Source organism: Achromobacter animicus, assembly GCF_040775605.1.
In the GTDB taxonomy this organism is placed as follows: domain Bacteria; phylum Pseudomonadota; class Gammaproteobacteria; order Burkholderiales; family Burkholderiaceae_B; genus Achromobacter; species Achromobacter animicus.
On sequence record NZ_JAYGJK010000001.1, the window covers coordinates 1,619,148 to 1,631,039 of the forward strand.

Below are 11,892 nucleotides of genomic sequence, written 5' to 3' on the forward strand. Positions count from 1 at the left end.
AGGTTGCTTTGGCTGCGCGGCCCTGCAGTGCGCCTCTGGGATGCGCGGCGTCAGGCGCGCCGCGTCAGTTGAAGCTGCGGCCGATGATTTCCAGCATGACTTCGTTGGTGCCGCCGAAGATGCGCAATGCGCGCGCGTCGGCCCACGCGCGGCCGATGCCGTATTCCGCCATGTAGCCGTAGCCGCCATAAAGCTGCAGCAGATCGTCCAGAATGCGGCCCTGCATTTCCGTCGCATTGAGCTTGGCGATGGCCGCCGTCGTTGCATCCAGCTCGCCTTCCATCATGCGCGCCAGGCAATCGTCCAGGAAGACGCGCAGCATGGTGCTCTGCGCGCGCGCATTCGCCAGCTTGAAGCGCGTGTTTTGGTAGTCGATCACGCGGCGCCCGAACACTTTGCGATCGCGCGTGTACTGCGCCGCCTGATCCAGCATGCCTTCCTGCGACGCCGCTGCGCGCAGCGCGATCGCCAGGCGTTCGCGCGCCAGCTCGCGCGTCATGATCTCGAACGCATTGTTCAGCGGACCCAACAGGCAGTCGGCAGGCAGGCGCACGTCGTTGAAAAACAGTTCGCAGGTGTCCTGGCTGTGCTGGCCGATCTTGTGCAGGGGCGCGCCCTTCGTGTAACCCGGCAGGTTTTCCTCGACGCAGAACAGCGACAGCCCGCGCGCACCCAGATCGGGATCGGTGCTGGCCAGTACGATGGCCAGGCCCGCGTTCACGCCGTTGGTGATGAAGGTCTTCTGACCATTGAGCACGAAGTGTTCGCCATCGCGCCGCGCGCGCGTGCGCACGGCCTTCAGGTCACTGCCTGCGTCTGGCTCGGTCAGCGCGATGGCGCCGATGGTCTCGCCGCGCGTCATGGCGGGCAGCCAGCGCTGTTTCTGCGCGTCGGTGCCGACGTTCAGCAGATACGGCGCGACCATGTCGGAGTGGATCGAAAAGCCGATGCCCAGGAAATTGGCGCGGGCCAGCTCCTCGATCACCACGGCCGAATGCCCGAAGTCGCCGCCCGCGCCATAAGGATCCGGCAGCGCGCAATTGAGCAGCCCCTCGTCGCCGGCCCGCCGCCACAGCGCCCGCGGGGTCACGCCGGCGTCTTCCCATTCGGCATAGCGGGGCGCGATCTCGCTCTCGATGAAGCGCTTGACCTGGTCGCGGAAAAGTTCGTGGTCGTCCCGGAAAACGCGGCGCATGATGGCCTCCCTATTTCTTGTACGCGTCCGTGCCGCTGGTCTGGCCACGCAGCACGGGGGCCTCGGGCGTCCCGGTCAGAAACAGGCTGTAGTGGTCGCCCGGCTGCAAGGCCGGCAGCGGCAGCGCCTGCGACGCGGCCGTGCCGCAGCCGGCGGCCAGCGTCGCGCTGACCGGATTGATCGCGCGCGCGGCGGACGCGCCGGGCTCGACGTCCTTGAACAGAACCGGGCCCGACGGACTGACGGACAACTGCCCGGCGGGGCAATCCGTCGCCAGGTTGTAGAAGCGCAGCTCGGCCTTCAGCGCGTCCTGCGCGCCGGCGTTGTCGTCGATGACGCTGAACGACAGCCTGCCGCCGTCACGCCGCGGCACCAGCGTGCTGAACGTATCGGGCGCCACCTGCAGCGTGCCGGCAAGCTTGCCGTCGATGCGCACGTCGAAGGGCTGATTGCCCTTCACGATGGCGTAGGTGGTGGCCTGCCGGTCCGGTCCGATCTCCTGGACCGGACCTTGGGCGACCTGCGCCTGCAGCGGGTTCACGTGCGGATTGACCACCCGCACGAACGAGGAACCCGCCGGCGGGCGGGCGGCATACAGTTGCGCCAGCACGCCTTCGGCGGCGGCGCTGGCGGAGCAGGCCGCCAGCGTCAGGGCGAGGGCGAGACGAAAAGTTGTGCGAGTCATGTTTGCGGCTCCGGTTTCTTGCTGAGGCGCGTTTCAAGATACAGGCGTTCGAGCTGCTTGCGGTCCGCCTTGTCCGTGCTGGTGGTGGGAAAGTGCGGGCAGGCCACCAGTTCTGACGGAATCATGTACGGCGGCAAACGCCGGCCCAGCGTGACCTTCCAGTCTGTCAGATCAGCGGGCAGCGGCTGCAAGCCGGCGGCAGGGGAGTGCGTACGCTGGCCGTTTGCGGCGGGTTCGACAAAGCCGATCAGCCTGACGATAGCGCCGTCGGGCCGCCGCAGCGCCACCGTGGCGCCGGCACGCACGCCAGGCAGGGCGGCGATGGCCGCGTCGATCTCCGCCAGTTCGATGCGATAACCATGCAGCTTGATCTGATCGTCGATGCGGCCGCGGAAGGTGACGAGCCCCTGCGCGTCGATCTCGCCCAGGTCGCCGCTGCGATACCCGCGCTTGCCGTGGCGCGTGAACATGCGCGTGGCGTTCAGGTCGGGGCGGTTCAGGTAGCCGCGCATGACGTGGTCGCCCGCGATGCTGATCTCGCCGTTTTCGATGAAGACCTCGGCATAGGGCTTGGCGCGGCCAATGGGAAATGGATTGGGCGCCGCCGCGCGCAACGCCGGGTCGATCTCAACCCAGGTGGTCGAGCACGTCGCTTCGGTCGGGCCGTAGGAGTTGACAATGCGCGCCTGCGGAAAGCGCTGCCACAGTTCTTCGGCCAGTGCGGGCGTCAGCGATTCGGCGCCGAACACGAAGACGCGCAGATCGGGCAGGTGGGCGTGGTTGAACTCAGGGTTGAACAATTGCTGCCGCACGAAGGAAGGCGTGGAGGCCCAGACGCTGATGCGGCTGCTGGCCAGATACTGCACAAAGGCGTCACGCTGCGCGATGGTCTCGCGCGGGCACAGCACGCAGGTGCCGCCCAGCGTCAGCGCGCCCACCCAGTTGAACAGCGAAAAGTCGAAGCTGAACAGCATCTGGTCCATGAAGACCGGCGCCGCGCCCAGCGCGAGGCAGTCGCGGATCCATCCGGCAAAGAGGCCGATGCTTTCGCGGCCGATCTGCACGCCTTTCGGATCGCCGGTGCTGCCCGACGTGAACATGATGTAGGCCAGACTTTTCTCTTCCAGCGGCACGGCCTCACCGCCCGTGGAAACGAATTGCGCGGCCTGCGCGTCGTAGCGCAGGTCCGCGCGCACCAGTTCGCCGATGCGTGCGATACGCTCGGGCGGGTTGATGACATCCACCGGCACGAAGGGCACGCCCAACCGCAGGCAGCCCAGTATCGCCACCAGAAACGCCGTCTCCTTGTGGCCGGAAATCACCAGCGGCGTATCGGGTCGCGCGCCCGCGTCCCGCGCTTCCTGTACCCAGGCCTCGGTGGCGGCACGCAGCGCGCGCCACGACGTGGCCCCGCGCGCGTCCACGACCGCGATCGCGTCGGCGTCAGTCTGCGTGTCCGCGAAATCGAATGTGGTGAAGTCGAAGCGCATGGTCCTGCCCTCCCGTGGCTGCGCGTCAGGCGCCGCGGCGTTCCGCGATGAAGGCGGCCAGCGTATGCACCGATTCCAGATGCACGTCGATCTCGGTGGGCGGGATCTTGCAGCCGAATTCGCGCTCGACCGCCAGCGCCACGTCGACAGCGGCCAGCGAGTCGACCAGCCCCGATTCGATCAGCAGCGTATCGGGATCCACCTGCGTGAGGATGATGTCTTCGACGAGTTGCGCCACTTTGGCTTCGATAGCGTTGATGTCCATGTCTTGCTCCGCGACCCCGTGGGATCAGAATTGGAAATAGAGAAACCGGGCTTCCTTGTGCAGGTTCACCAGGCAGAAGGCCAGCAGCACGAGCATGACCGCCAGCCACGCGACGTTGGGACGCCAGCGCATGAACGTCTGCGGGGCCTCGCTCGGCTTGAACAGGGCGGGCGACCAGCGGCCCAGTATCTGGTGCGAATTGGGCGCGAACCACGCGATGCCCAGCAGCACGACGGCATAGATGAGCTGCATGTGGTGGCCGGCGATGACGCGCCAGGCGTCGCCAAAGGCCAGACCGGCGACATGCGCGGACATATCCAGCGGCTCGATGCCGCGCGCGCCCGTCATGCCCTGCACCAGCAGCATCGCGTCGCCCACGCCGTGGGCGCGGAAGAACGCCTGCGCCACCAGCACCGCGACAAACGTGATCAGCACGCACAGCGCGCGCGTGGCGGCATTCGTGTTGCGCGCGGCGGCGGGCTTGCGGCCCACGACGAAGATGCGCCAGGCATGGTTCACCGACAAATACATGGCGTGCAGCAGCCCGAACACCACGAACTGAAAGCCGGCGCCGTGCCACACGCCCGCCAGCGTCATCGTGAACAGCGTGGGCAGCGCGATGCTGCCGGCAAAGCCGCCCAGCGTCTTCAGCCCGGCCGAGCCCACCGGCAGGTTGCGGTTCGTGCGCCACTTGTTCACCGCCACCGCCACCGGGTAATACAGATATGCGGTGATGTAGCGCGTCAGCGTCATGTGCCAGCGCGCCCAGAATTCGATGATGTTGCCTGCCTTGTAGGGCGAGTTGAAATTCAGCGGGAAGCGGATGCCGAACATCTTCGCCAGGCCCAGCGCCATGTCCGAATAGCCCGAGAAATCAAAGTAAAGCTGGAGCGCATAGCAAAGGCTTGCGCCCCATGATCCGAAGAACTGCAGCTCACCCGGCGCCGCGAACCCCGCGTCGGCGTACGGCGCGATGCCATCGGCCAGCAGCACCTTCTTGGCCAGCCCGATCACGAACAGGATCGCGCCCACCGACAGGTTCTCGGCCTTGAAGCGGTAATTCTCCGGCTGCGCGAACTGCGGCATCATTTCCTTGTGATGCAGGATCGGGCCGGCGATCAGGTGCGGAAAGAACGTCACGAACAGCACGTAGCTCAGCAGGCTGCGCTCTTTCACGACCCCCGCCTTGCAGTCCAGCAGATAACCGATCTGCGTGAACGTAAAGAACGAAATACCCAGCGGCAGAATGATGTCGTCCGCGGTTGCCGCCGTCATGCCCAGATCGTTCAGGAAGTTCAGCAGCGTCACGAAGTACTTGTAGTGAAACAGCAGCGCCAGGTCGGCGCCCACGCCCAGTCCCACGATCAGGCCCTGCAGCCGGGGGCGCGCGGCATTGTGCAGGATCAACTGGCTGACCAGGTAATTGAAGGCGATGGAGCCGGCCAGCAGCACGACGAACTGCGGATTCCACCAGCCGTAGAAGACCAGCGAGGTCAGGCACAGCCACAGGGCCGCCAGCCGCACGTTCAGCCTTCCCAGCGCGTAGTACACCGCCAGCGTCACGGGCAGGAAGATGAACAGGAACAGGTAGGAGTTGAATAGCATCTTGGTTCGCTACGGGATGCGCGCCAGCAGGGCTTGTTCGTCCGCGGTCAGCGGCAGCGACAGGGCGTTTTCCGAGAACTCCCAGATCACGAGCTTCAGGCTGGCGGGCCATTGCGCGCGCTGTCCCAGCGCCATCGTCAGCGCGCCCGAGAACTGTCCGCCGTCCAGACTCATGTTCCAGACCTCTCGGCCCAGGCCCATGCCCAGGCGCTCCCCGAACTGGCTGCGGCGGCCGTTGGAGGTGCCCGCCAGCAGCACCTCTACCGGGGGCGGCTCGTCCAGGAGGCCGCCGCTGCGCACGGGTTCGATCTTTGCCTCCGACACCTGCTCCAGATCCGGCCGCCATCCGGCCGGCGCCTGCTCCAGGCCTGCCAGCACGATCAGGTCGCCCATGCGCGGCTGGGGCGCAGAGGCCGGTTCCGTCTTGAACGCCTGCGTCCCCTTGCCGTTCAAAAGCGGCAACGCCGCTTCGGCCACGCGCGCGGCTGCCGCCTGCGCACCTTGCGCATTCATGTGCACGTCCGTACGGAAAAAGCGGGGCGCGGGGGCCGCCATCAGCGCGTCGCGCAGGTCGACGAAGGGCACGCCGTCCGCGCGCAGCGCCGCCTGCCAGGTGTCCAGCGTCTGGCGCATCGGTTGCGACACGGGCAGGCCGCAAAGCTGGGCGGACTCGATGCGCGACTTGTCCGGCACCGCGACCACCAGCACCTGCACCTGCTTGGCGCGCAGTTCGCGCACCCAATGCCGCATCAGGCGCAGGCGTTTGTCGAAGACGTGCACGCCGGGCGGCGGCCGCAATCCGTCGCGGTAGAACAGCCAGCCAGGGCAGCCCATCGCGACCTGCTCGCCCAGGTCGCCGAACAATCGATAGCGCAGCGCGGCATTCCAGGTGTCGACGTCGGCCTGGCGCGGCAACGCCAGCGCCTTGTTCAACGCGGCGCCCGCCGAGCCATCCAGCCACGCTGACGGTGACATCGCGACGGCGCCGACGCGCGCCTGCGCCAACCGCCACCCGCCCCAGCCCAGGCCGACGGCCAGCAGCACGGCGACCACCCAGGCGGTCAGCCGATGGTTGGCGTCCGGGCGGTCGCCGCCGGGACTTCCGGTGCCCCGGCCTCCGGCGGCGTGCGACTTGTCCGGCGTACTCACGTGCCTACTTCCCGATAGCCGCTTTCATGCGCGAACGCCAGGTGTCGGCGCTCATGATGGACGCGTTGTCCCACAGGCCGCGGGCCTCCGGTCCCTGCGCGTAGGTGGGTTCGAACATCTGCCAGACCAGCACCTGCGGCTTGTTCTGCTTGAAGGCGGGCGATTCCAGATACTCCAGCAGCATCACCCAGTGACCCACGTTGCCGGGCTTCCAGTTGACGGAAACCGGACGGTCCAGCGCGTTGGACAGCTTCTGCGGAAACCCGAAGTAGGGCTGCACCATGCTGTGGCCGGTGACGTGCACGGGCGCCGGCGTGTCGTCCACGAGGCTCTGGCTATCGGATTGGCGCCGCACCGTGAAGGTCTCGCGGCCCGCCTGCTTGCGCTGGTCCGGCGTGAGGAAAAGCTCGGCCAGGTCGCCATAGCGGCGCTCGTTGACCACGCTGCCCAGCGCCATGCCGGTGCCGGGCTTGCCGGCCAGCGTCTTCACGTCCTGCTTGATGCGCTGCGCCAGCGCATCGGCGGTGGCATCCGCGGCAGCCTGCGTCCAGTGCTGGTCGGTGCGGTAAAAGACTTCCTGGCCGCTGCTCTTGACCCGCTGCAGCACGGCCTCGTCGTCGATGGTCGCGACGCCGGCCTGCTTTAGCTTGTCCTGGATGGTCTGATAACGCTTCTTAACGTCGGCGCTGAGCGCTTTGCCGTCCGGCAGCTTGTCCTGATAGAAAAGCGTCTTGTCCGGCAGCACCAGCACCTCAAGCTGGATGCCCTTGGCCGCCAGCGCGTCACGCGTCTCGCGCACCAACTGCGTGGACGCGTCGATGCCGCGCACATCCACCTGCGTCAGGCTGCCCCAGCCAGGAAAGAGCCAGTTGTCCTTACCCTGAATCACGATGGACGAGGCCTGCTGCGCCTGCGCCGCGGTGGCGCACGCCGCCATCAGGGCGGCCGATGCCAGCGCGCGGGCCAGCGGGCCGGAAAGGCCCGGCAGGGTGCGTTTCGGAAGACGGGTTGCGGTGTGCATGGGTGAACTCCTTGTATTGCGGATCGGCGTGCCGTCAGTACGACAGGGTCAGGTTGATGAACAGGCCTTTGGCCCGATCGGCCTGCCCGCCGCCGATGTTGAAGCGGTATTGCGTCGTCAGATCCAGGTAGGACATGGGTGCGGTGTAGTGGCCTTCGCGGAACCAGTAGCGCAGGTTGAAGCCGGGGCCGGCGCCCATGGACCACGAGGTGGTGTCGCCCAGCAGCCGGTAGGAATCCGAACCATCGATGTCAAAGCCGGTGACACGGTTCTTGTTCCACAGCCAGTCCGCGCCGATGACCGCATAGGGAAAGAACACCAGCCGTTCGCTGATGGCGTCCACGCGATAGCTGCGGCCCACGCGCAGTTCGCCGGCGCCGAACGCCTGGTCGCGTTTCAGCCGGCCCGACGACTTCTCGCCGTCGACGCCCGTCGCGTTGTCGCGCAGCCAGAACTTGGCCGGCATGTCCTGCCAGGAATAGCCGGCCTGCACATAGCCTTCCATCGTGAACCAGTCGGGGCGGTCGATGCGCAGCGTCGTGCCTTCGTACAGGCCGTAGGTCACATACGCGAGCCAGCCGCCGCTGCCGGCGTCCGTCTGGTAATGCGCGGTCTGGTTGTCGCGGTTCAGGGCGCAGCGCAGGGCCGCCGGGTCCGGACTGAACGTGCCCCGGCGCGTGGCGCTGCCCAGATTGAACTGGCGTTCCAGCCCGAACGTCACGCCCACTTCGGTGGACGGCGTAAAGCGCATGCCCAGCGAGCCGATCGTGGTGGGGATGCCGGATATGCCCTGGTTGGTGGCGCTGTCGATGTCGACGGTTCCGCCGCACGGGTCGGACACCGTCTGGCTCGCGGTACGGCCGCCCTTGTCGTACAGCGTGTTCGACAGGCGTCCGTACAGTTCAAAGGTCCGCGTCGAGGAATTCAGGAAGTCCGACGGCCGCCAGAAGATCTCGGCGGTGCTGAACACGGCGTCGCCTGGCACGGTGATGGCCGCGCCGCCCAATCCCGAGGATGCAGGCCGTGCCCCGCGGTAGCCCGCGGAAAAGTACCCGCCCCATTCGCGCGACAGCCCGCCGACGGCGTTGCGCGTGTCAAAGCGCTGCTGCGGCGTGAGCTCGAGTTTGCCGGCGTCGTTCTCGTCGATCGCCTCCTTCAGGCGATCCACCGCGCCGCGCTTGTCCCCGACGCCGGCCAGCGCATAGCCTTCATCCAGGATCACGGTCGGCGGCGCCTTGCCGGTGGCGCGCGCCGCCTGGAAGTCCTGCAGCGCCAGCTTGGGCTGACGCATGCGCTGGTGCAGGTAGCCGCGCTGCATCAGCAGCGTAGGGTCGTCGGGCTGCGCGGCCAGCGCGGCGCTCATGCGCGTGTTGGCCTCGGCCAGTTGCGCGGCGTTCCCGGCCGCCAGCGTGGTGGTCAGCAGGCGCTGGTACTCCTTGTTGGCGGGATCCTGCTCGGCCGCCTTGCGCGCCTGGCTGATGGCTTCCTGGTAATCCTCGCGCGCGTACGCGGCATAGGCCAGTGACGCAGGGCCGCCGCTGCCTGCGGCATCGGACGGCAGCAGTTCGCACGAGGTGCCGTAGGGCGTGTCGCGGCAGTCCTGCACCGGCGCGGGATAGTTCGCCAGCGTCAGCGTGGCGGGGATGGCCGGGCGGGCGCTCGCGCGCTTGATGCGCTGCGCCGCGGCTTCATCCTTGCTGCCCAGCGGCTCAACCAGCGCCAGCGCGCGCGCGTTTTCGCCCGCGGCCAGGGCGGCGTCGGCCGCGATCAGGCGCACGTTGCGCCGCTGTTCGTCGTCCAGCCAGTCCTGCTTGAGCGCCGCATCGAAATCCGCGTCCGCCTCCTGCGTCATGCCCTGACGCTGCCGCAGGTAGCCACGCATCAGTAGCGCAACGGTGTTCTCATCGTCCTGCCGCATGGCGTCCGTGGCGGCTTCCTCGGCGGCGGCGAGCTGGTTGTCCAGCATGAGGGCCGTGATGAGGAGCAGGCGATGGCTGGGACTTTCGGGCGCCAGCGCGACGGCCTGCCGCGCCAGAGGCACGGCGTCGCCGGGGCGGTTGGCGATCAGCGCCTGATAGCCTTCCTCGGCCGGCTTGACTGCCATCCGGCGCTTGAGCGTCTGCTGCCGCGCGGCCAGGTCGTTGCCGTTTGGCGCGCCCAGCGACACGGCCTTGGCCGCGGCAGCTTCGGCCTCGGCGTACTTGCCCTGCGCTTCCAGCGCATCGAGCCACAGCATGGCCCATGCGCCCTGTTTGGGATCAATCCGGAACGCGCGTTCGGCGCCGCGCTCGGCTGCGGGATAGTCCGCGCGGTTGTAATCGGCATAGGCGCGGGTGGCGATGGGAAAGCCGCGCTGGTAGGCACTGCTGGCCCGGGGCGTGGCAGGCGAGGCCGCGGGCTGGGTGCCAGGCCGGGTGGCGGCGGCAGGGCGCAGGTTGGCGCGCGCTTGGCGCAGGGCCGGCGAGTCCAGCCCGCTGGCGATGGCGTCGGCTGCGGCCTTGTCGGCTTCGGCAAGCTTGCCCTGCTTTTGCAGCGCGTAGATCAGCAAGAGGCGCAGGCGCTCCACGTCCGGGCGCAGCACGATGGCCGATTCCGCCTGCTGCTGCGCCAGCGCGTAGTTGCCGGCGTCGTAGTTCTTGTAGCCCTCGTCGGCAAACTGCCACGCCGCGCCTTCCAGCGGCGCTTCGGCCCCAGGCTGCGTTTGCGCCCCAACAGGCGCTGCGGCCCAGGCGCAGGCGAGGGCCGCGGACAGAACGAGCGAGCGAGGAAAGGACATCATGGGGGTGAAGGTTTGGTGGCGGGCGCGGCCGGGGGCTCGCCTTGTCCGGCCTGTTGGAATTGGATGGCTTCGGTCAGCGTGCCTTCGTCCAGCCAGCCCTGTTCCGTCAGGATCTGGCCCAGCGGCTTTTTCTCGCGCGCCTGGATTTCCAGGGCCTGCTCCAGCGTGGTCTGGTCGATGGCCTGCCACGACAGCAGCAGCTCGCCCAGGCGCTGGCGCTGCTGCGCCAACTGATCCGTGGACGGGAAGTCGTGCATTGTCTTGTCCCACGCCAGCCGCTTGCCCGTGATCAGATGGCCGATGAACAGACGCCACGCCCGGGCCGCCGCCATGGCGTTGATGAAATTGCCGACGATCATCCGCGGAATCGACAGCAGCGCGTGCTCCCAGCCATACATGCGGCCGACGAAGTAAGCGCGCTGCACCACGCGCAGCAGCAGGGCGACGGCATTGGCCCACATCAGCGTCACCAGCCAGCCGCCGGGCCGGAAGTACGACGGGTAGTACACCGTCCACCAGCCAAACAGGTCGGCCAGATAGAAGACGAAGAAATTGGCCAGCAGCACATAGGCCAGGATGGCGATGAAGGACGTCACCAGTCCCTTGCGATCGCGAAAGAGCAGATACTTGGTCGCGAGTGACCCCGTCCAACCCACCTGCTGCCAGCCCTGTAGCCCGATGCCCAGCGTCCAGCGCGCCTTTTGCCGGTACGCGGTGCGGAAGGTGTTGGGAAAGTACTCTCGCACGCCCAGCGGCATGCGCAGATGTGCGACCTGTTCCTTGCCCAGGCCGAACCACGATTGGCGCCGCGTCACGTACTCGACCGGGAACTTGCCGAAGATCTGGCGCATGCCGCGCTGGGCCAGACGCGCGCCGATGTCGTAGTCCTCGGTCAGCGTGTCGGTGTTGAACGGCTGATTGTTCGTCTCGGCCGCCAGCTCCACCAGCGCGCGGCGCGAAAAGCACGTACCCACGCCCGCCGACGGCACCATCTTCGACAGGCTCTCGCGCACCACCAGGTCCTTGGTGTGCCATTCGGCAAACTCGTCCATGTAGGTGCCGGCCACCAGCTCGTACCAATGGCGTTCCAGCGACGTCACCGGCAGCTGGATGAAGTCGATGCGCGGCAGCAGGTAGTTGTAGTACTTCAGCTCCAGCGGATGCAGCACGTCTTCGCTGTCATGCAGGATCACGCCGGCAAAGGGCACGGGCTGCTTGGCGTCCTGCGCGAAGATCGCCTGCACGATCCAGTTCAGGCAATCGGCCTTGCAGGTCGGACCATCATGCGGCACCTCCACACGGACCAGCTGCCGGTAGCGCCGCCGCATCCGTTCCACTTCGTTGATCGTGCGCTCGTCGTTCTGGTAGGTGCCGGCAAAGATCATGTAGTTCTTGTATTCCAGCGTCGACACCATCGTCTCGAGCATGGACGCGATCACGTCGTACTCCAGCCAGGCCGGCACCATGATCGCAAGCGGCTGCTCTTCCTTGGCGCGAAGCTGCGCGGCGGTCAGCGGCGTGTAGCGGCGCTTGATGGTCAGCGACCGCCACAGCTCGCGCACCCAGTACCAGCCGTCGATGAACAGGTCATCCAGGCTGGACAGGAGGATGATCACGCCGACGACGGCGGTCACAACCTCCAGTCCGCGGTAGTAATCCGCGATCAGGTAGGGCCAGTAGAGCGAGGACATGACGCCGTGGCC

Annotated in this window: 9 protein-coding genes; all 9 read right to left on the reverse strand. The window is 67.3% G+C overall.

Annotated features, from left to right (window positions below):
- Positions 1-64: 64 nt before the first annotated feature.
- Positions 65-1,195 (reverse strand): acyl-CoA dehydrogenase family protein, encoded by a 1,131-nt coding sequence (locus AB3147_RS07245; protein WP_367351648.1) that lies wholly within the window; start codon positions 1,193-1,195, stop codon positions 65-67.
- Between the two features lie 10 nt (positions 1,196-1,205).
- A complete protein-coding gene (locus tag AB3147_RS07250; protein WP_175122853.1) occupies positions 1,206-1,880 on the reverse strand; it encodes an alginate O-acetyltransferase AlgF in 675 nt (224 codons plus the stop codon).
- The gene (locus AB3147_RS07255) at positions 1,877-3,370 is read right to left on the reverse strand and encodes an AMP-binding protein (RefSeq protein ID WP_367351649.1); all 1,494 of its coding nucleotides are present in this window, start codon (positions 3,368-3,370) and stop codon (positions 1,877-1,879) included. Before AB3147_RS07255 ends, AB3147_RS07250 begins: the two co-directional genes overlap by 4 nt.
- A gap of 25 nt (positions 3,371-3,395) precedes the next feature.
- Positions 3,396-3,635, reverse strand: a complete 240-nt coding sequence (locus AB3147_RS07260) for an acyl carrier protein (RefSeq protein ID WP_175122851.1) — start codon at positions 3,633-3,635, stop codon at positions 3,396-3,398.
- 24 nt (positions 3,636-3,659) lie between these two features.
- Positions 3,660-5,240, reverse strand: coding sequence for an MBOAT family O-acyltransferase (locus AB3147_RS07265; RefSeq protein ID WP_367351650.1), 1,581 nt, complete (start codon positions 5,238-5,240; stop codon positions 3,660-3,662).
- Between the two features lie 9 nt (positions 5,241-5,249).
- The gene (locus AB3147_RS07270) at positions 5,250-6,305 is read right to left on the reverse strand and encodes an alginate O-acetyltransferase AlgX-related protein (protein ID WP_367353523.1); all 1,056 of its coding nucleotides are present in this window, start codon (positions 6,303-6,305) and stop codon (positions 5,250-5,252) included.
- Positions 6,306-6,393: 88 nt separating this feature from the next.
- On the reverse strand, positions 6,394-7,410 hold the full coding sequence (locus AB3147_RS07275; protein ID WP_367351651.1) for an alginate O-acetyltransferase AlgX-related protein: 1,017 nt from the start codon (positions 7,408-7,410) through the stop codon (positions 6,394-6,396).
- A gap of 34 nt (positions 7,411-7,444) precedes the next feature.
- On the reverse strand, positions 7,445-10,189 hold the full coding sequence (locus AB3147_RS07280; RefSeq protein WP_218345156.1) for an NfrA family protein: 2,745 nt from the start codon (positions 10,187-10,189) through the stop codon (positions 7,445-7,447).
- Entirely contained in the window at positions 10,186-11,880 is a 1,695-nt protein-coding gene (locus tag AB3147_RS07285) for a glycosyl transferase family protein (protein WP_175122847.1), read from the reverse strand. The genes AB3147_RS07280 and AB3147_RS07285 overlap by 4 nt, the downstream gene beginning before the upstream one ends.
- Positions 11,881-11,892 lie beyond the last annotated feature (12 nt).

Coding starts and splice junctions, on each gene's coding strand:
- AB3147_RS07245 (WP_367351648.1), bottom strand. CDS start 1,195: ATGCGCCGCGTTTTCCGGGACGACCACGAACTTTTCCGCGACCAGGTC.
- AB3147_RS07250 (WP_175122853.1), bottom strand. CDS start 1,880: ATGACTCGCACAACTTTTCGTCTCGCCCTCGCCCTGACGCTGGCGGCC.
- AB3147_RS07255 (WP_367351649.1), bottom strand. CDS start 3,370: ATGCGCTTCGACTTCACCACATTCGATTTCGCGGACACGCAGACTGAC.
- AB3147_RS07260 (WP_175122851.1), bottom strand. CDS start 3,635: ATGGACATCAACGCTATCGAAGCCAAAGTGGCGCAACTCGTCGAAGAC.
- AB3147_RS07265 (WP_367351650.1), bottom strand. CDS start 5,240: ATGCTATTCAACTCCTACCTGTTCCTGTTCATCTTCCTGCCCGTGACG.
- AB3147_RS07275 (WP_367351651.1), bottom strand. CDS start 7,410: ATGCACACCGCAACCCGTCTTCCGAAACGCACCCTGCCGGGCCTTTCC.
- AB3147_RS07280 (WP_218345156.1), bottom strand. CDS start 10,189: ATGATGTCCTTTCCTCGCTCGCTCGTTCTGTCCGCGGCCCTCGCCTGC.
- AB3147_RS07285 (WP_175122847.1), bottom strand. CDS start 11,880: ATGTCCTCGCTCTACTGGCCCTACCTGATCGCGGATTACTACCGCGGA.